Raw genomic sequence first — 19,600 nt, 5'->3', positions numbered from 1 at the left:
CCGGAACTGTCGGAACCCGCTCGAAGAAAAGAAGTCTTGCAGCAAAGGCCTGCAAGGCTTCCAGCGTTCCTATTATTCATCATTGTTTTCGTCATTCTTCTCATCGGCAGCCTCCAGGTCTGGGGCATCCGGCTCGGCTTCCTGCGGTTCCTTCTCTTGCTGGAGAGCGGCCAAGATCGTATTCGCCAACTTCTCCCCAATCCCTGCCTCGCGCAATTCCTCAATCGATGCTTCCCGAATCTTCTTCAATGATCCGAAATGCTTCAACAGATGTTTGCGCCGCTTCTCGCCTATACCTGGGATCGAATCGAGCGCTGATGCGACCATTGACTTCGCACGACGCTCCCGATGGAACGAGATTGCGAAGCGGTGAACTTCCTCCTGAATGCGCTGCAGCATATAGAATTCTTGGCTGTCTCGTCCAAGTGCCACAATTTCAGGCGGATCACCCGCCATCAATTGCGCTGTCTTATGCTTATTGTCCTTCACGAGACCGCACACTGGTATCGTCAATCCAAGCTCGTTCTCCAGCACATCAAGTGCAGCGGACATCTGGCCTTTCCCTCCGTCCACAATAATCAGATCAGGCATGTCGAGCTGCTCTTTCAAGACCCGCTCATACCGTCTGCGGATGACCTCGCGCATCGTTTCATAATCATCCGGCCCTTGCACTGTGCGTACCTTGTACTTCCGGTATTCTTTCTTCGCGGGCTTGCCATCGATGAAGACCACCATAGCCGATACTGGGTCTGAGCCTTGAATATTCGAGTTGTCAAAAGCCTCAATACGGCGGGCATTGTCGATGCCAAGCGCTTCTCCGAGTCGTTCAGCAGCACGCAACGTACGATCCTCATTGCGTTCCTGCATCTTGAACTTCTCATCGAGTGCAACACGCGCATTTTCCATCGCCATCGAAATCATCTGCTTCTTCAGCCCTCGCCTCGGAATGTGCACTTTGACGTTCAGCCACTGCTGAAGCTCCTCAGCACCCGCTATACTGCCATCCGAGCCGCCATCTACTTCCTCATCGATCGACTCCGTCTGTATAGGTTCATGCTCATCCTGAATTGCAGCATCTTGCGCATTCTCATCAGCATCAGGGTCTATGCTACCCACGTCCTTCTCTTCTCCATCATCCTCGTGAGAGGATAGTACAAGTCGATCCGAGTCAGGGAGCAGTATTTCCTTCGGCAGCGCAGGGTTCTCACTATAATATTGAGTAACGAACGACATAAAGTCCGCATAAGGTTCCCCGTAGAACGGGAACTTTGTTGCATGCCGTTCGATCATTTTCCCTTGTCGCACATATAGAATTTGAACGCACATCCAGCCTTTATCTACGGCAAAGCCAAATACGTCGCGATCAAGCTGATCAGACGTATTAATGTTCTGCTTCTCCATAATGGCACGAATCGCGATCAACTGATCCCGATATTCCTTGGCACGCTCGAATTGCATCTCTTCAGCGGCTTCTTCCATTTTCCGCTGCAGTTCCTTCTTAATCTCCTCATGTCCACCACTTAAGAACTTCGCGATCTCCTGCACCATCTCTTCATACTGTGCCTCCGTTACCTCGTATACACAAGGCGCAAGGCATTGTCCAATATGGTGGTACAAACACACTCGATCCGGCAATGTATTGCACTTGCGAAGCGGATATAAGCGATCAAGCAGTTTCTTCGTCTGCGTTGCAGCGAAGGAGTTCGGGTATGGGCCGAAATACTTCGCTTTGTCCTTCAGCACACGACGTGTAACCTCAAGCCGTGGATGGCGCTCATTCGTAATTTTAATATATGGGAACGTCTTATCATCCTTGAGCAGCACATTATATCTAGGATGATGCTGCTTGATCAGATTACATTCCAAAATGAGGGCTTCCATGTTACTGGAAGTGACGATATATTCAAAGTCGCGAATTTCCGAGACCAGCCGCTGCGTCTTGCCGTCATGGCTGCCATTAAAATAAGAACGCACCCGGTTCTTCAACACTTTGGCCTTACCGACATAAATAATGGTTCCCTCATGGTTCTTCATGAGATAGCATCCTGGCGAATCAGGAAGCAATGCCAGCTTATTGCGGATTCGTTCCAATGCCTGTTCCCGTTCTGCAAGTTCCTCTGGCGACAGCTCCTGCTGCTCGTCCGTTGAATAACGTTCGTTCCAACGCTCCTTCCAGCGAACTGCCCGCCAATTGGATTGGTTGTTGTCTATTTCGCTCATCGTCCTCCCCCTTTCTTCTATAATACGAATATATGATCCTATTGTATACGAGCGGAGACATAAGAAAAAGCCCTCCCACAACGGGAAGGGCTGGCAATCTATAGCTTGCGATTCGACACATCAAGCTCATTCAAGCTGTTCCGTAACAGAACAGACCTTCTATAGTTTGTCCTCTGTGGACAAACTCGATTATTGATGCTTGCTGATCAAGTTCTTCAATGCATCCTTGGAGTTCAAGCCTACAACCTTATCAACAGGTTGGCCATCCTTGAACACGATGATTGTAGGGATGCTCATTACGCCAAAGCGAGATGCGGATTCAGGGTTCTCATCCACGTTCACTTTTGCAACAGTCGCTTGACCGTTTACTTCGCTTTCCAATTCATCAAGAATAGGAGCAAGCATTTTACAAGGGCCGCACCATGGCGCCCAAAAATCGACCAATACAACGCCTTGCTGACCTTCAACTTCAGTCTTGAACGTTTGGTCGGATACGTTAACGATAGCCATATTTGGTTCCTCCTTTATGTGAGAAGCTTACAATTTGAGTCAACATGTAAAGTATACCACAGTTCAAGGTTTTATGTGAAATTCGCACCTCATTTTTGCATCCAATTTGTCACATCCTAAGAGAGCGCTGTCTTTACAGTAACGACGCAGTTCGGTATACTAAAAACGATAAGAAATTGGGTGAAAATACCTGTCGCTGCCATGACATACGTCATTGCAACAGACATGTAAGATAGGAGGCCCCTTGATGGAAGCGAGAGCAATTGATCCGCGTGAGCATGTGAACGAGGAACCACGCAACGATTTCTCCGATCTGATGTTCGGGTTCGGTGCAATGGCCGGATTTATGACGGTTGTCTTCTTCGGCATGGTTATCGTGAAGTTCATCATCTCCTAACCCTGGCTACGGTGCGTTCCCTTCGTGGAACGCACCACAGTGGTATCCACAGCTCGTGAAATAAGCCCGGCTCGCACTAGATGCGACCGGGCTTTATTGTAATTTGTATGGAGCCACTGAAACAAGGCTCGTATACAACACTCATTGGATATTCATCTTTACTTTCCACGCTTGTTCCGACCTTGTACGTGCACCTCTTTGACAAATGGAGCGATCCGATTCATCAGTCGCTCGGCCTTATGGACATCCTCACCTTCACGCGTGAAGCTAAAGTGCTTCTGCAAGGCTTCCATATCATAATTCGACGTATAGAACGTAGGCTTGCGGTTCATCCGATAATTCAAGATCGAGCCAAGCACATGATCCCGAACCCATGGCGTTATATTCTCAGCACCAATATCATCGAACACGAGCAGATCGGTTTCCTTCATCATCTCAATGGTCTCCCGCAGCCTTTGCGGCTCCTGGAACATCGACTTGAGCTCTTCCACGAACTCAGGCATATACACGATAACCCCCGTATAATTGGCACGGGCAAGCTCATACAATACATAGCTCATCAAGAAGGTCTTGCCGGTTCCGAACGATCCTACGAGATACAGTCCCTCTGGCATTAAGCCTTCGCTCTTCGTCTTCTCAATATATTCAATGATGCTTAAAACAGCAGGCGTCCGTTCAATATCATTCTCCAGTATTTCGGATGCCGAATACCCCCGCTTCAATGCAGTCTCGTCCACATAGAAGGAGCGTACTCGATTATGAATCGCCTGCTGGCGTTCACTTGCCAGCAGCTTCTTGCAGGGCACCTTCCGATCATAGATATAATTGTGCCCATTCAAGTTGTCAGCGCTCAACATCGTGTAATGTCCATGGAAGTCATTTGGGCATTGATCCAAGCCCGGACAATGGGAACAATGATCATATTCCGTTACATACTGATACAGCTTGTTCATATTGATGCGAAGGTCGCGTTCCGTCAGCTCTGGATACTTGGAGCGAAATTGCATGACCTGCGGATCAGTAAGCAGCTTTTCAATTTTTTGTTCCGCATGAGCTCTGCGGGCATTAACCGGCAATTGCTTCAATATATCTCCGATTGATTCCATACTTCGCACCTCCATTCTGATCTAGCTCTATTATACGCGCCCTTCATCCAAACGTCGCGCTAACTCACGTGCGCGCTCCAGCTCCTCAGGCGACAATCCTGATCCAGCTCCCGCTCCACTAGGCTGCACGACCGGAATCGAAGGCTTGGCGGCTTTGTTATTATAACGGTTGCGCGAACGAGGCTGTCTGCTTGCATCTGCACGAGAGGCTTGTGTTCGGCCTGCCCCATTCACCTGCGTCTGCTCACGCGTATACGTAACTGCTTGTTCATACGTACGAATCTGCTTGACCAGCATATTGGACACAATCGCCTCAACAAAGTTCCGGTTCAATCTGTGCTCCGATCCACTTACCAGCATCGTCATCAAATAATGAATAAGAACATTGATAACCTCATCAGGCATCTTATAATTCAAGTCCATCTTGGTAAACATATCAAGGAATGAGTCCGGAACAGCACCCGGGAAGAACTTCTCAAGCAGCTGCGTATACGGTGTATTGCGAAGCAGCATATTGTATTGATGAATATCGCATTTATCACGGAATTGCGGCGGCACTTCTACATAGAATTCCATTTGCACCGCGACTTCCTCTTCATGATCTTCCTTCACTTGCTCCTTCTGCTCAATTCGATGCTGCACTCGCTCACGATGTTCGCTTCTTCGCTTGTTCTGACGGAAGTGAAGGTGGGCCCGGTGCTGAAGTTCCTCCAGTGCAACTACCCCATCCTGCGAGAAGACACCGTCTTCATCCAGCAAGCGGCACAGTTCCTGAAGAGTCAGCTCGAACTTGCGGACAACGTAATTAATTGTGCCCATACTTTCTTTATTGTATCGAAGTTGTTCTACGAACTTCCGATTATAGGATTGCTTCGGGAACCGCATAATAATATCTGCATAATTGATGTCAACGGATTCTGGATCGGAATCTGAAATTGTCGTTCGGCTCGGGGCTACTTCTTGAAGCGCCTGTTCCAGCTCGAAATCAATGACGTGCGTATTTAGTCGGAACAGTTCATAGAAAGGAACAGATATGTTCTCCCGCTGCATATTGGAAGCGACTCCTTCATATGGATCATCCGTCGTAAACTGCTGGCGCAAGGATAGCACCGCATATTTGCCGACCTTATCCCGTAAGAGAAGCGTCAAATGCTGTGTCTCGAAAAATTCCTTCGGAGACAGCGGACACTGCATCTCATACTCATACATACAATCATCCATATCAGGCAGCATCACTCTTGACGTGTTCAACAAACCTACAGCTTCAAGCTTGGAGGCTTGCTCTATGAAATACGTACGCCCCTTCTCACTTGGCTCCAATCCAAGAAGCAGGAACAACCGGCGCTGCGCATCTATTGCTGAATACCCCGTCTTGTCCGATGCTACATGCTGGCAGAGAAGCTGATACATGCCGATCGCAAATGCCCCCACCATTGGCTGATACACATGGGACAGCATCTTCTGATCCAACTCGCTTAAGCTAAATTCCCGGTAAGTCACATAACGATGATGTTCTGTAAAATGGTGCATATTCGACATCCGCATCGTCGTATCTTTCTCTCCTTCCGCTCTTATCAGTCCACCTATTGTAACATAAATGGGGTCTGCTCGTCCGACAAAATCGTGGTAAAAAAGACACGCTATACCGATCGCAAACCGCATCAAAAAAAGCGCAGAGAGCAAGTTATATGCTCATCTGCGCAGGTCGAAATATGAATATATTCTATTCATGATTCATGATTGTCTGCTCAAACAAAATCACGTTAAAAGGCGATCGATCACTTTCAATGAACGCTCCTGAATTGTGTAATTACTTTATTCAATCCGATATCCAATCATCGAAATGATCGGATACAAACTGAATTTCGCTTTCATAATGCGCTAAATGTCCTTCTTCCACCATTTTTTGAAAGGCAGGATTTCCATCAGCGGCCCCCGTTCTCAATGTATGGCACAGCGCAGTCAAACGCTCAATAACCCACCGCCGCAAATCGTTAGGCACCGGACTCCCATACGCTTCAAAAAACAAATGAATTCGCCGACGACGCTCTACAGCGTGTATATCTGCTTGGTATGCTACTGTATTACCAATACAATGATCCGGCGCGAAACTGGAAAGCGGAACCGATGTGTATAGAGAATACGCAATGTCCCACATACGCGGACCAGGTCCGGCCATGTCAAAATCAATTAGCGCCACAGGCGCCTCCTGTTGAAAGACTACATTATACAATGCAGCATCATTATGACAGATTACTTCATGCTCGCCTTCATCAGGATAGCTTAGCTGCCATTTACCCCCTGTTAGGAAAGCGAACCCTTCTGTCGCATCATGGAACTGGCGCTGAAGACGCGCCAAGCCTACAAGCGTCTCGTCCGACCACATGTATGGTTCAAGGTCAGGGTAGTTGTTCCCTGGAACTTCTCCAGAAATAAATGACAAGATTTCACGATCAGAGTCATCAATTCCGAGAAATCTGGGCGCCCCCTCAAAACCTTGCTGCTCCAAATGTAGCAGCAGTTCATGTACAAACGAACTCCAATAGCCTGTGGGGCGGCGAACCGTGTTCGCCATGCGCACAATATGATTCACATTGCCGCCTGTTAATACTTCTTCCTGAGTCACTTGCCTCTAACCTCATTTCTAGTACGCTGCACATTGATGTAAACCATCCGTTATAATAGATGGCAATGACCGCTATTCACGTTCTGCTAATCGACATTTCCTCCGGCAACCGCTGACACCGCTTCTTGTTCATGATGCCGCTTCAGGAATTCGACGATGCCTCGATAGACACGCATCTCATTCTCTTTCTTAGAAAATCCATGTCCTTCATCATCCAGTACAATATATTCCACCTCGCGCCCAAGCTGGCGAAGTTTCTCAACAATCTGATCAGACTCTTCCTTCACAACGCGAGGATCATTCGCCCCTTGAATAACCAGCATCGGATTCGTCATGCTCTCCAAGTACGTAATCGGAGAATCAGTGATGAAGCGTTCCTTATCCTGTTCCGGATCCCCTACCCATTGCTTCATAATCGGCTTCCAATGATCCGGTACGGAATGATAGAACGTGAATAAGTTGCTGACACCGAAAATATCGACAGCAGCTCGGAAGTACTCAGCATGTCGTCCAGCTAGCAGAAGCGTCATATAACCTCCATAGCTGCCACCTACCACGAAGAGGCGCTCTTTCGAAGAGATGCCCTGCTCGAACAACCACTCCATCCCTGCCACACAATCGAGACGCGGCCCTTCACCCCAGTCGCCTTCGACAAGCTTGACGAAGGAACTGCCGTAGCCCGTGCTGCCGCGGAAGTTCGGTGCAAATACATGGTACCCTTGTGCAAGGAAGTATTGGAACATACTGCGGAAAAAGCGGCGTTCTGCGGACTGAGGCCCGCCATGCGGCCAGAAGATCGTATAGCCGTTCGCCAGTTCATCCTTCGCACGGAACAACAGAGCCTCAATCTCCATCCCATCGAAGGAGGAATAGGCCACAACCTCAGGATCAACTAATTGCTCAGATGTCAGACCAACCGGCATATTTTGCGTAAGCTGAACCCAAGTTGTGCCTTCTTCCAGCTTATAGATATTGGTCGGAGTAACCGCACCACGATTGAGGATGTACAAGGCTCCCGACTTCGCAACATGAAGCTGATTCAAAATTGGCGTCGGCATCTCGATTGCCTCTGGCGTGCCTGTATCAAGAGGAATACGGTACAATCTATCCTCTACTCCGACCTCTGTCACGAGATAAAGCGTCCGTGTATCCTTATGCCACTTGAGTTCCATGCCGCTCTCATGCTCAATTCGGCACAATTCAGCATATTGCTGAGTAGGAATATGGTAGGTAGCCACATAAGCGAACTCTGCCTTGTAGTCTGTCAAAAAGGCGACCGTATCCTCATCGACAAAGACCGCGCTCAAGCTCAGGTGCACCTCATCCGCCCCAGCTTGAGGAACAAGAGGGAAGTCCCCCTCTTCCGTGTGTACGTAGCAAACTTGATAGGTGTTTCCGTAAGACTTGGCATACACGAACCGCTTCTCACTCGGACTTACTGACTCCAGCTGATGCAGAGCATCCTGCCCCTCAATAAGCAGATCATCCTGCTTCGTACGGAGATTGTATACACGAGCATTCAAAAAGGACGGGTTATTCCGGCTCGTGCAATAATAGACACGCTCCCCGTCATCAGACAAATGTGCAAAATAGAACTTATCTTTTTCATCTGCCTCAAGCAACGGCAGCGGATTTCCTCCCTCTGTCGGAAGCGCATACATATGATAGTTCTCATCGCCGTCTCTGTCGAAGCTGCACAGGATATGGCGCTGCTGCGGATCAATCGAGATAAAATTGCTTACTTGATTGTTATAAGTTAATGGATATGGGAAAGATGGCTTGTCTTGGTTCAAATCTATGGCCCACAAGTTGTAATGACCATTCAAGTTACTGCTGAATATAAGCCTTGTCTCGTCCAGGCTCACCGTGAACTGGCGGATGACTGTCGATTGAAAATATTGTTCAACATCAGGTGTTGGAAATTGCAACAACATGCTTCTTCCTCCTTATTTGCCCAAACATTGGGTCGAATAGTATGTGAATGTACGAGATGTATAATAGTTCCATCATAACGTTTTCATTGATCGCGGTAAAGTCCCGTCCATAGCACGCACAAGCCGCAGCACCTCCTTGCAGGTACTGCGGCGGTTCTGGTTGCGTATGCTTCACTGCATTGGCATAGGATAGTAAAGTCATGCCCGATTAGCGAATTACGGACTGTTAAGCTCCTTGCTTATTGCTGCTTGCGCCGCTTAAGCAGCTCCGTATATTGCCGCTCTAGCTCTTCGATGTTGTCCCCCTTGCGCGGAGCAGACAAACGTCCAATCAAATCTGCCCATTCCAGATCCAGCTTCAATCGCTCCTCAGCCGACATCGATGTGAGCGATTGTTCATTTTTTAGAGCTTCCTGTGCAAGTACAAATTCTGAAGAGCCTCCTGCCTCAGCAGGTCGAGGGCGCTGTCGCTCACGAAATGCTTCAATCGTCATCCATTCCAGCTCGCCGTCACGGAACACAATCGTATGGGTAGCCGTTCGATTCAGCAGCATGCGATCATGCGTCGCGAATAGGATCGTCCCCGGATACTCAAGCAGTACACGCTCCAGTTCCTCGCGCGTGTCGATATCCAAATAGTTCGTCGGCTCATCAAGCAGCAGCATATTTGATTCGCTCATGAACAGTTTGGCGAGCTGTGTCTTCACCTTCTCGCCCCCACTTAGCTGCCATACCGGCTTTAACGCTTCATCCCGGCGCAGTCTAAGCCTAGCCAAAACCGTCCGCACCATCGTCTGATCATAGGCGCTCGACTTCAATACATTATCCAGTACACTGGCCTGCAGATCTAAGGCATACAGCTTCTGATCGAAATACGCCATTCGCGCACTAGGAGAGAAGCGAATTCGCCCTTCCCCCATCGTCACATCTCGCTCTCCTGCAGATCTCAGCTCATAGGCCTCCACCAATCGACGGAGTAAGGTTGTCTTCCCAGTTCCATTCGAACCGACTAAGGCGACACGCATATTCGGCCGAATGCTGAAGGAACTGCTCTGTAACAACTCACGGTCGCCTGCACGCAGCGCTAGCCCTTGAACCTCCACAGCCTGCTTGCTGCGAATCGGAGCATGGCATTCCGCATTGAACAACACCTGCACCTGCTCGAATGGCTTTTCCACGACCTCCAGCTGATCAAGGCGCTTCTCTATCGCCTTAACCGTCTTCTCTACCTTCGCCTGCTTGCGATTGAAGTGTGGTCGCGCAAGCCTCATTTCCTTACTCGTCAACCCCTTCTTAGGCCTGCTGACCTTACTTGCCTGTTCCTTCTTCTCTACAATCGCTTCCTGCAATCGGCCTCTCTCCGCGACATAATTGTCATACGAGCGTTGGTGCTCCAGCCGCAGTCTCTCCTTTTCCCTGCGATAGTCCTCATATCCACCAGTAAAGACATGAATCTGTTCGTTCTCCACTTCCCAGATTCTCGTTGCCACATGATTGAGCAGCGTTCGGTCATGGGAAATGAACAATAACGCGCCTGTTCTGGAATATTCGATCATTCGATCCTCAAGCCACTCCATTCCTTCCACATCCAAATGGCTTGTCGGTTCATCGAGCATCAACAGTCCTGCACCTGCGTTCATGGCCTCATTCAATCGGCGCTTCGTCCGTTCGCCGCCACTTAATGTCACTTCCTCTGCTTCTTCCTCCCGCACATCATCTAGTTGTGGCACGAAGGATGTTACCACATTGCAGACTACGTTTCCTTCATCCGGCTCTACCATGCCAGCCAATATACGCTGCAATGTCGTCTTCCCGACTCCGTTGGCGCCAATAAGTCCGATTCGATCTCCTGCATAAATGCGAAGAGAACCGCCAGTGCGGAACAAGCGGCGATCAGCTACATAGGCTGCCAATTGGTGGGCTTCCAATACAAGATGGCCCGATTTATTTTTGAATTGTGCTATATGGTTGTTAGTCATAAAAAAACCTCCCTGGATAACCCAGAGAGGATAGTGTGCATACGGCTGCAAGCCTGCGCTTCACTTATGAAATGGAATCGAACAAGTATGCTATGCACGTGTCTATACACATATGCTACAGCAATCCGTTCTAAGCAGTGATGCATCACTTCCTGTATCTCCTCATTCAAAATTGACACTGAGGTAGTGAGTACAAGTGCAGCACCGTGCGTTATTCCTTTACAAAATAAGTGATAAATGATGCAAGCTATAAATATAAAGGCCGATATCAATCTGCGAAAATGGGCAGACCTATCCTCTCTGAACGTACATTTTGAAATATAAAGCTGTCAAAATGACTTCTATCAGATCAGATTAGTTCTCCATCGCAGTAGATACCTTGCCCTTTCATTCGAATAAAATCTTACGCATCGAAAAGTTCTGATGCGATCTGTATCATTGTATGCCAATTTACTCAAATTTATCAAGTACCATTTTACATTAAAACATCTGATACCCGCTCTTGCGCAAGAAATGAATCGTCTTTCCGCTAATATATGCCCCTGCAAGTCCAGCTATCGCCGTTAAATATCCCTGCAAGCCAATGCCCGCCAAATTGTCCATAATCGATACATCCTGCTTCCACAGCATAATGACCATTGCTGGCAGCAATACGATTAAATAGATGCCGATCGGGAACCACGTTGTCTTCATCAGCATGTTCAGAATAAATCCTATGCCGAACATCATCACGAAGAATAGCACCATTAATATGAAGACCATTATCCAGCCCAACATGTTGCAACCCGCCTCCTGCTTCGCTTCGTACAATCTATTATTATCCAATTAAATATCCATATTTCGCTAATTCCTGAATAGTCTTAGTGTACTTGTACCAGGGCCAAAAATCAACGAACATTCAGTGACATTTATCACCTCTTAGTTGAATGCACTGCAAATAATAGCTACAATGGCTTTAGTATGGCGATTTACACAAAAGTGGTTGTGGTACACAATCTTTTACGATAACGGAGGATAACGCGATATGAATGAAGCAGCTTTAACGCTCGACGGTTGGTATGCACTCCATGATTTCCGCACGATCAACTGGGCTCAATGGAAAAAGGCGGACGATGAAGAGCGTGCACATGCGCTTGAGGAATTGCAGACGTTATGGTCGGAATGGTCCGAAACGGAAGCAGATAAGAAGGGCAGCACTGTCGTATACAGCATCGTAGGCCAAAAAGCCGACTTTGTCATTTTCCACCTTCGTGAAACACTCGAAGAGCTTAACGCGCTAGAAAATGCGCTGAATAAAACGTCTTTCGCTCAATTTACAACACCAACCTATTCCTACGTCAGCATCGTTGAACTAAGCAATTATATGGCTAAGCCAGGATCGACAGAAGATCCAATGGAAAATCCGGAAATTATCGCGCGTCTGAAGCCAACCTTGCCGCAGAGCAAGCACATCTGCTTCTATCCAATGAACAAGAAGCGTGACTTGGCCGACAACTGGTACATGCTGTCCATGGAGGAGCGCCGCAATATGATGCGCAGCCATGGCATGATCGGACGAGGCTACGCGGGTAAAGTGAAGCAAATCATCACAGGCTCGGTAGGTCTGGATGATTGGGAATGGGGCGTTACGTTATTCAGTGACGATCCGCTTCAGTTCAAGAAGCTCATTTATGAAATGCGCTTCGACGAAGTGAGCGCCCGCTTCGGCGAGTTCGGCTCCTTCTATGTAGGCAACCTGCTTACACCAGATACCTTGAATGATATGATGAAAATTTAAGATAAGATTTTTAAGATTCATCCATATGGAATGCCAATTCTGGCATCGAAAGGCCTGTATGATTGCGATCATGCAGGCCTTTTGCGTCTCTGCTTGTCATATGGCAGCAAACAAAAAGCCGCTGGTATCCCCGATTAAAGAACGAAGATGCAGCGGCATATATTTGATTTAACACTATGATCTTAACCAATCAACCGTAAAACTGGTCACATTCTTCTTACAGGAATTTACCTTTGCGAAGAGCAAGAGAAATTCCGCCAATGATGAACAACCAACGGATATCGATGACTTTTTTCAATTGAGCAGCCCAGAAGCCTTTCAACTTCTTCTTACCCACTACGCCGATCGCTTCGCCTTTACCCAAGGAAGCAACTGTACCTTTGTTGTGGTACTCGAACTTCTTAAGCGGCTGGTTGCGAATTGAAGCAACGATGTTGCTCGCGCATACCGGACCTTGCTGCATCGCCATTTGCGCTGTAGGCGGATATGGACGATCAATTGCCGGATTAATCATGAGCGAGTTGTCCCCAATAATGAAGACATTATCATGACCTGGCGCTCTCAAGAATTCATCAACCTTCACACGACCGCGCATTGCCTCGAATCCTGCTTGCTCGATGAGACGGTTACCACGAATACCACCTGTCCATACAACCGTAGAAGACTTGATTTCTTCTCCAGTTGCAAGTAGAACACCTTCAGGTGTGCATTCCTTGATCGCTGTTGCCAGCTTAAATGTAACGCCTTTTTTCTTCAATACATTCATTGCATATTCAACAAGCTCAGGATCGAAGCCTGGAAGTGCTGTTGGCGCCGCTTCCACGTTATAAATATTGACCAATTTTGGATCGACATCAAACTGCTTGCACAGCATAGGAATGCGATCGGACAATTCACCGATGAACTCGATGCCTGTGAAGCCTGCGCCACCTACAACGAAATTCAGACGATCAGCACGAGTCTCATCTTGCTTATATAGAGCAAATTGATGTTCGATATGCTCACGGATTACGCGAACAGAGTTGATGCTGCGAATGCTGAACGCATACTCGCCAAGTCCAGGAATACCGAATGTTTCAGGCTCCCCACCAACACCAATCACCAAGTAATCATAAGACAAAGTTCCGTCCTCAAGAATGACTTTCTTATCTTGAATACGAATTTCCTTCACCGAAGATTTCACAAAGTCAATTTTGAACTCATCGATCAACTTCGAGATAGACACTCGAGCATTCTCATAGGAATCCGTACCAGCAGCAGGCATATGCAAATGAGTTGTGAAGTAATGATAGTCATGTTTGCTGACTAATGTTACGTCTGCTTCATTATAGTTTAATTCTTTCTGAAGACGTTGCGCTGCCATGATGCCACCGTAACCCGCGCCTAGGATTACGATTTTAGGAATGTTACTCATCTTTCATTAGCTCCTTCCAAATCGGGTCAATCATTTTGTGTTGGTAATAACATGTTACAACTTGAATATGAATACCCTTGTTCTAGAAACCCGCGTATATACATCAATCTTGTGAAGTTGTGAAAAACCCCACAAAAAACAACAAACGAAATCTAGGTACCTATACATTATACAACTGGTAATCATTTTTATTATGGTCTAAATGATTGAAAGTAACTCATTCAGATAGATCCATAATCACGTGCACATCGCATTATGCCCAACATCGACAAATTGTCGACAATTTACAAACAATTCAACTGCAATGATATCGAGTTTCCAATTAAATTACAAGCACCTTTTTTGTAGAACAATGTATGAAAGCGTTTAATTTTGATAATTTTCACATTTATATCGAAATCCCTGGAAAATGTACGGTTTCCTTCTTGTCGAGCACCGTTTATAATGATAGATGTGCCAAAACACACAATGACCATGATCACATGGTCAGACATCGCCATTGGAGGTGCTCTGCCTTGAATTCACAACTTGTATCACAACAAGATGTAGTAGATATTTTAATTATTGGGGGCGGGCCTGCCGGCATGTTCGCTGCATTCTATGGCGGCATGCGACAAGCTTCCGTTCGTCTTATTGAAAGCATGCCTCAATTAGGAGGCCAATTAGCAGCATTATACCCGGAAAAGTACATCTATGACGTTGCCGGATTCCCGAAAGTAACAGCGCAAGAACTTGTTGATTCCTTGAAAAAGCAAATGGAACATTTCAATCCTGATGTTCGCTTGGAAGAGAAGGTTCAGGGAGTAGAGAAGCTCGACGAGCGTCTATTCGCCGTTACTACAGATAAAAGCGTTCATCACGCAAAATCCGTTATCGTAACAGCTGGTGTAGGTGCATTCGAACCACGCCGCTTGGAGCTGCCTGAAGCAGCCCAATACGAGAAATCGAACCTGCACTACTTCGTTAGCGATCTGCAGCAGTTCAAAGGCCAGCGCGTGCTGATCAGCGGCGGCGGAGACTCTGCTGTCGATTGGGCACTCATGCTGGAGCCTATTGCTGAACAAGTTACACTTATTCATCGCCGCGACAAATTCCGCGCGCATGAACATAGTGTTGAGCAATTGATGAATTCCAAGGTTCAAGTGATTACGCCTACAGAAATTACCGCTTTGCATGGTGATTCTAGTCGAATTGAGCGCGTAACACTGACTAACACCAAATCAAAAGAAGCAATGGATATCGATGTCGATGCAGTTATCGTCAACTTCGGCTTCGTGTCCTCCCTCGGACCAATATCTGAATGGGGCCTTAACATCGAGGGCGGTTCCATCGTTGTTGATTCTCGTATGGAGACGAACATTCCAGGCTTGTTCGCTGCTGGCGACATTACGACTTACCCAGGCAAGCTGAAGCTCATCGCTGTCGGTTTTGGCGAGGCACCAACTGCTATCAATAACGCTAAGGTGTATATTGATCCATCAGCTAAGCTGTCTCCTGGACACAGCAGCAGCATGAAAATGTAACTAAATAAACGAAAGAAAGGGTATCCTATCTCCAACATCTTTTTCTAACGGAGGAGGATACCCTTGTTTCATGTTTGTCCACTATGCAACGGCATGATCAGTCCCGAATTTCAATGTCCGAACTGTTTGAACCCAACCACTGACAGCGGCAAACTGGAAGATTATGTTGGACCTTACGCCCCATATCAGCCAGACGATTCCGTATCCCATCAAACGATGCTGGATGATAGTTCTGTATCTAGTTCTGTATCCATGCAGTGCCTGCATATAATCTATTGTGAGCACTGCCACGCAACCACTTATGTGAACGGACTGGCTTGGGAGTAAAGCCTCGGCATGCCGGTCATCTATGTGCACACCGGTATTCGGAAGAGGGTCGGACAAAGGCAGCGCCTTTTCATTTCCTCAAGCAGCAACGCGATGAATTCTTCATCCAATCGGAGCCTGATTGCCTGCTCATAGGAATCAATAAGCAGTTCATCGGAAAGCAAAGCCATCTGCATCACAACCTTTCCTAAACTTTCCTGCCGCATTCATCATATCACGGCCTCAGAAAGCAGAACAAGCGTTCCAATATCCACAGGCGTTTGTGGAAAAATTGTGAATAATTTGTTGATAAACGTCAAAAAACGCTATCTATCAGTGGGGATGATGTGGATATAATTATTCACATCTTTTTGGATTGTTTTTCTAATAAAAATGTTTAATCATTTTCCAATCTCTAGTAAATCTAATCTATCAAATCCCACTTCCAACGTAGATTGCCCCTTACTGCGGTCTTGTGTTCACCTCGAATATCCAGATATGACCGGAGCGATCAATGCCATAATCGAAGCCTAACTGGCCAATCCCCGGATATTTCCTCTCTAATAGCGATGTGCAGATCCGTGTCAAATATCTCATCTTACTCTTCTTGGCGCGGACGCTCTGTCCAGAGAGCGATCTTGCAATTCCTTGTGCTGCGGTTACCATCGTACCTCCTTTGCACAAGTTCGTCACGAACAAGCCTCTTCTCGCCAAGCGCCCAACCATCGAGCGTACACCCCATTTGCCATTTGACTTCACTACTTTAACCCGGTAATCGATCGGTCTTCCATTAATCGTAGCTAGATGAATTCCCCGTTGAATCAGGTAGGTACGCTTCTTTTTCGTACTGGACAATGATCGCACCATGGCATCGAAATCTCCAAAGCTGCGTGTATTGGCCTGATACGTATATCGATAAGTCGATCCGCTCTTCGTTACTTTAATAACACCGGCACCGCCAGAACCAACGACAGGCTTGATGACGACGAAGCCGTGTATGTTTAACATTTCATGGAGATTAGACGTATTGTATATACGCGTTGCCGGAATATGCCCTGCTACACGTGAATCCGATATTAGCGCCGCGGTTTTCAACCATTTGCTGGCTAACTGTCTGCCTTCCATTCGCCACTCCCCTTTCGTCCTTAATACTTATACATACTCATGGCTCCCATCCGATTCTTGTATGATTGTCCATGGCATGTGCCTGATTTGCACAAGACTAGATCAAGTTGGACGCATAGTGCTTGTCTTTTTCAAGATTGGGATGGTATCGTATAAGGGATAATAATGGATGGATATAAAGGATGGGAGCGACCGTCATGTCAACTGCAGCTGTATATGAAGCGTTGTACTGGATTGCGATCGTATCTATGTCTGTCGTACTCGTGCTTGCCAATGTAGGTATACTTGCGATCGGTTTTCAATTTTGGAGAAAGCATAGACGGGTACTTGGGACAGCGTGTTGGCTGTTTTCAGTATTTTGTTTTTATTTGATCTCCATCATGATCAACAAGACGTTCTTATAATTGTCAGTTCTGATCATCTAGGAAGACTTGATCGACTCCCGCAAGACGGACAATGGGGCAAAATCCTTGGACTTCGCGCTTGGCGCCTGCTCCAGGGATTTTTGTTTTTGTGCTTCTCCCCTCATACTTAGACCTGATCACTCCCCACCTTGGAATGGAGGTAAATCGCATTGATCATTCATGTACTCGTTGCGGATGATGACCCGAATATTGTAACGATGCTGCGGCTTGTGCTCGAATCTGAGCAGTATCATGTGTTCGACGCGAGTGATGGACAAGCTGCAGCACAACTATTGGAGCAGGAAACCATTCATATTGCGATCGTAGATGTCATGATGCCGCTGAAGGATGGCTGGACATTATGCGCCGAAATTAGACAGCAATATGATATCCCGGTGATTATGCTCACCGCGCTCGGTGAACTTGAAGATAAGGAGCAAGGCTTCGCAGCCGGCACCGATGACTATATGGTGAAGCCCTTCGAGCCGAAGGAGCTGCTATTCCGCATGAAGGCGCTGCTTCGGAGGTATCAGATCGTATCTGACAGCCTCATACGCCTTGGTGCAACAACTATCGACCGCAAGAGCTATACCGTTGCAGCCTCCGGCGAAGAACTGACTCTTCCCCGCAAGGAGTTTGAGCTATTAGCGCAGCTTGCTTCCTATCCAGGGCGCATCTTCACACGCGAACAGCTGCTGGCTTGGATATGGGGTACTGACTACGAAGGGGACAGCCGAACCATTGACGTGCATATTAAGCGTCTTCGGGAGCGTTTTCCTGAGAATGCAAGTGGATTCCGAATCACTACAATCCGAGGCCTTGGCTACAAATTGGAGGTTCTTGAACCTTGAAGTCACTGTATACCCGAATCGTGTTTTTCTCAGCTGTAATCGTATTCATCAGCTTCGTATGCGGCGTCTTTCTTGCGAATATCGCGCACAATCAAGCGATCTCCAGTCATTACGAGCAGAAGATGGAGAAGGTTGGGCAAGCGCTGGCGCGCATGAACAACATGTTATCGTCTGGTGAAGACACGGCTGACGAAGCGTTAACGAATCTCGCTGAACTGGGCTATCAGCTGTACCTTATCGCTCCTGATCATCATGTGAAGACATTCGGCAGACCATTCAAGCATGCTGATCTTGCTCCTGAAGCGATTGACAGCGTTCTTCAAGGGAATACGTATCGCGGCATGCTTCAGCAAAGAGCATGGAGCAGCTTCTTCGTCCCCGCTATATTCGAGAATCGACTTGCCTTGAGCCACGGTATCCCGCTCACAGTTAATGGCGTGCAGCACGCTCTGTTCATTCGCCCAGATATGGTGCAGCAGACTGAAGAAGTTCGTGTTCTCATTGCGGTACTACTCGTCTCTACCTTCGTTATCAGCCTAGTGCTCATTTCCGTGAAGACACGCTATCTCGTTAAGCCGCTGCAGCGGTTAACCCGAGCCACTATGGAACTGGAAAAAGGCAATTACGAAGTTAAGCTGGATCTCCACCGCAATGATGAAATTGGTGAGCTTGCAAGACGATTCACCGTAATGGCTGAAGCTCTTGGGCAACTGGACGCCGTACAGAAGCAGTTCGTCGCGAATGTGTCCCATGAGATTCAATCTCCCTTGACTTCGATCCAAGGATTAGCGCAGCAGCTCATGGATCACCCGCTGCCGCCCGAACAAGAACGACGCTATTTGCACATCATTGCGGATGAGTCGCGGCGGTTATCCGGGATAAGTCGGCAATTGCTGACGCTCGCCTCCTTGGAGCGAGGAAGCGAGATGATGAAGCAAGCCTCTATCCGACTGGATGAACAGCTGCGAGAAGTCATCATCCTACTTGAGCCGCAATGGAACGTGAAAGACATCGAACTGGATCTTCAGCTTGATAGCGTGATGTTAACGGGAGATACAGGATTACTGTATCAAGTATGGACAAATCTGCTAACGAATGCGATTAAATTCACTGCGTCGCAAGGAACCATCGGGATACAATGCAAACAACAAGGAGAAGACATTATCGTAGTTGTATCTGACACGGGGATAGGTATTCCAGAGGATGTACTGCCACATATCTTCGAGCGATTTTACAAATACAGTGAGCTTGCTGAACCAGGACAGAGCCAGCATGGAACAGGGCTTGGCTTAGCCATCGTAAAGCGAATCATTGAATTGCACAACGGAACGATCCGCGTGTCTAGCGAAGTAGGACAAGGAACCATATTTACGATCCGATTCCCTAAATAGCGTATAAGCAGAACATGACCCCGTTGTCATGTTCTGT

18 protein-coding genes are annotated in these 19,600 nt (G+C 47.4%); 7 read left to right on the top strand and 11 right to left on the bottom strand.

Annotated features, from left to right (window positions below; all coding sequences use genetic code 11):
- Window positions 1-72: 72 nt before the first annotated feature.
- Together uvrC and trxA are read right to left on the bottom strand one after the other, a co-directional pair.
- On the bottom strand, window positions 73-2,220 hold the full coding sequence (uvrC, locus tag ABN764_RS22895) for an excinuclease ABC subunit UvrC (protein ID WP_446673201.1): 2,148 nt from the start codon (window positions 2,218-2,220) through the stop codon (window positions 73-75).
- Window positions 2,221-2,409: 189 nt separating this feature from the next.
- On the bottom strand, window positions 2,410-2,730 hold the full coding sequence (gene trxA, locus ABN764_RS22890) for a thioredoxin (protein WP_005551049.1): 321 nt from the start codon (window positions 2,728-2,730) through the stop codon (window positions 2,410-2,412).
- A 247-nt stretch (window positions 2,731-2,977) separates the two neighbouring features.
- Between trxA and ABN764_RS22885 the strand changes: the two genes are divergently transcribed.
- Entirely contained in the window at window positions 2,978-3,127 is a 150-nt protein-coding gene (locus ABN764_RS22885; protein WP_005551050.1) for a hypothetical protein, read from the top strand.
- A gap of 158 nt (window positions 3,128-3,285) precedes the next feature.
- On the opposite strand, the gene dnaI is transcribed toward ABN764_RS22885, so the two are convergent.
- From dnaI to ABN764_RS22855, 6 genes are all read right to left on the bottom strand, one after another.
- Entirely contained in the window at window positions 3,286-4,233 is a 948-nt protein-coding gene (gene dnaI, locus ABN764_RS22880) for a primosomal protein DnaI (protein ID WP_021258533.1), read from the bottom strand.
- A 30-nt stretch (window positions 4,234-4,263) separates the two neighbouring features.
- On the bottom strand, window positions 4,264-5,778 hold the full coding sequence (locus ABN764_RS22875) for a DnaD domain protein (protein ID WP_446673200.1): 1,515 nt from the start codon (window positions 5,776-5,778) through the stop codon (window positions 4,264-4,266).
- 274 nt (window positions 5,779-6,052) lie between these two features.
- Window positions 6,053-6,859 (bottom strand): phosphotransferase, encoded by an 807-nt coding sequence (locus ABN764_RS22870; RefSeq protein WP_446673199.1) that lies wholly within the window; start codon window positions 6,857-6,859, stop codon window positions 6,053-6,055.
- An 86-nt stretch (window positions 6,860-6,945) separates the two neighbouring features.
- Complete coding sequence (locus ABN764_RS22865; RefSeq protein WP_446673274.1) at window positions 6,946-8,790, bottom strand: S9 family peptidase; 1,845 nt, start codon at window positions 8,788-8,790, stop codon at window positions 6,946-6,948.
- Between the two features lie 242 nt (window positions 8,791-9,032).
- Complete coding sequence (gene abc-f / locus ABN764_RS22860; protein WP_446673198.1) at window positions 9,033-10,772, bottom strand: ribosomal protection-like ABC-F family protein; 1,740 nt, start codon at window positions 10,770-10,772, stop codon at window positions 9,033-9,035.
- A 480-nt stretch (window positions 10,773-11,252) separates the two neighbouring features.
- The gene (locus ABN764_RS22855) at window positions 11,253-11,546 is read right to left on the bottom strand and encodes a YuiB family protein (RefSeq protein ID WP_268626045.1); all 294 of its coding nucleotides are present in this window, start codon (window positions 11,544-11,546) and stop codon (window positions 11,253-11,255) included.
- A gap of 250 nt (window positions 11,547-11,796) precedes the next feature.
- On the opposite strand from ABN764_RS22855, the gene hemQ reads away from it, so the two are divergent.
- Window positions 11,797-12,549, top strand: a complete 753-nt coding sequence (gene hemQ / locus ABN764_RS22850) for a hydrogen peroxide-dependent heme synthase (RefSeq protein ID WP_446673197.1) — start codon at window positions 11,797-11,799, stop codon at window positions 12,547-12,549.
- Window positions 12,550-12,766: 217 nt separating this feature from the next.
- Here hemQ and ABN764_RS22845 read toward each other — a convergent pair whose 3' ends face one another.
- Window positions 12,767-13,963 (bottom strand): NAD(P)/FAD-dependent oxidoreductase, encoded by a 1,197-nt coding sequence (locus ABN764_RS22845; protein ID WP_021252640.1) that lies wholly within the window; start codon window positions 13,961-13,963, stop codon window positions 12,767-12,769.
- A gap of 515 nt (window positions 13,964-14,478) precedes the next feature.
- Here ABN764_RS22845 and ABN764_RS22840 point away from each other — a divergent pair.
- Window positions 14,479-15,486 carry an NAD(P)/FAD-dependent oxidoreductase gene (locus ABN764_RS22840; protein ID WP_175560775.1) on the top strand — a complete coding sequence of 336 codons (1,008 nt, stop codon included), beginning with the start codon at window positions 14,479-14,481 and terminating at the stop codon, window positions 15,484-15,486.
- Between the two features lie 63 nt (window positions 15,487-15,549).
- Window positions 15,550-15,813: a hypothetical protein gene (locus ABN764_RS22835; RefSeq protein WP_139070670.1), complete on the top strand. Its 264-nt coding sequence runs from the start codon at window positions 15,550-15,552 to the stop codon at window positions 15,811-15,813.
- Between the two features lie 20 nt (window positions 15,814-15,833).
- Here the strand turns inward: ABN764_RS22835 and ABN764_RS22830 are convergent, their stop codons facing one another.
- Together ABN764_RS22830 and ABN764_RS22825 are read right to left on the bottom strand one after the other, a co-directional pair.
- A complete protein-coding gene (locus ABN764_RS22830; RefSeq protein ID WP_028533731.1) occupies window positions 15,834-15,983 on the bottom strand; it encodes a sporulation histidine kinase inhibitor Sda in 150 nt (49 codons plus the stop codon).
- 271 nt (window positions 15,984-16,254) lie between these two features.
- Entirely contained in the window at window positions 16,255-16,917 is a 663-nt protein-coding gene (locus tag ABN764_RS22825; protein ID WP_021252637.1) for a YheC/YheD family protein, read from the bottom strand.
- Window positions 16,918-17,114: 197 nt separating this feature from the next.
- On the opposite strand from ABN764_RS22825, the gene ABN764_RS22820 reads away from it, so the two are divergent.
- The 3 genes from ABN764_RS22820 (at window position 17,115) to ABN764_RS22810 (ending at window position 19,563) form a co-directional block, all read left to right on the top strand.
- Window positions 17,115-17,321 (top strand): hypothetical protein, encoded by a 207-nt coding sequence (locus tag ABN764_RS22820; RefSeq protein WP_028533730.1) that lies wholly within the window; start codon window positions 17,115-17,117, stop codon window positions 17,319-17,321.
- 170 nt (window positions 17,322-17,491) lie between these two features.
- Entirely contained in the window at window positions 17,492-18,172 is a 681-nt protein-coding gene (locus ABN764_RS22815) for a response regulator transcription factor (RefSeq protein ID WP_021252635.1), read from the top strand.
- Window positions 18,169-19,563 (top strand): sensor histidine kinase, encoded by a 1,395-nt coding sequence (locus ABN764_RS22810; RefSeq protein WP_446673196.1) that lies wholly within the window; start codon window positions 18,169-18,171, stop codon window positions 19,561-19,563. Before ABN764_RS22815 ends, ABN764_RS22810 begins: the two co-directional genes overlap by 4 nt.
- Window positions 19,564-19,600: the final 37 nt, after the last annotated feature.

The sequence above is a fragment of the Paenibacillus wuxiensis genome (assembly GCF_040195695.1).
Lineage (GTDB): Bacteria > Bacillota > Bacilli > Paenibacillales > Paenibacillaceae > Paenibacillus_B > Paenibacillus_B suaedae.
The sequence above is the reverse complement of the archived record's forward strand: the minus strand, read 5'-3'. Positions and strand labels throughout refer to the sequence as shown.

Excerpts from the sequence above, each read along its gene's own strand:
- hemQ (WP_446673197.1), top strand. The coding sequence starts at position 11,797 with ATGAATGAAGCAGCTTTAACGCTCGACGGTTGGTATGCACTCCATGAT.
- ABN764_RS22825 (WP_021252637.1), bottom strand. The coding sequence starts at position 16,917 with ATGGAAGGCAGACAGTTAGCCAGCAAATGGTTGAAAACCGCGGCGCTA.
- abc-f (WP_446673198.1), bottom strand. The coding sequence starts at position 10,772 with ATGACTAACAACCATATAGCACAATTCAAAAATAAATCGGGCCATCTT.
- ABN764_RS22820 (WP_028533730.1), top strand. The coding sequence starts at position 17,115 with ATGTCAACTGCAGCTGTATATGAAGCGTTGTACTGGATTGCGATCGTA.
- trxA (WP_005551049.1), bottom strand. The coding sequence starts at position 2,730 with ATGGCTATCGTTAACGTATCCGACCAAACGTTCAAGACTGAAGTTGAA.
- ABN764_RS22830 (WP_028533731.1), bottom strand. The coding sequence starts at position 15,983 with ATGGCTTTGCTTTCCGATGAACTGCTTATTGATTCCTATGAGCAGGCA.
- ABN764_RS22885 (WP_005551050.1), top strand. The coding sequence starts at position 2,978 with ATGGAAGCGAGAGCAATTGATCCGCGTGAGCATGTGAACGAGGAACCA.
- ABN764_RS22875 (WP_446673200.1), bottom strand. The coding sequence starts at position 5,778 with ATGCGGATGTCGAATATGCACCATTTTACAGAACATCATCGTTATGTG.
- dnaI (WP_021258533.1), bottom strand. The coding sequence starts at position 4,233 with ATGGAATCAATCGGAGATATATTGAAGCAATTGCCGGTTAATGCCCGC.
- uvrC (WP_446673201.1), bottom strand. The coding sequence starts at position 2,220 with ATGAGCGAAATAGACAACAACCAATCCAATTGGCGGGCAGTTCGCTGG.
- ABN764_RS22845 (WP_021252640.1), bottom strand. The coding sequence starts at position 13,963 with ATGAGTAACATTCCTAAAATCGTAATCCTAGGCGCGGGTTACGGTGGC.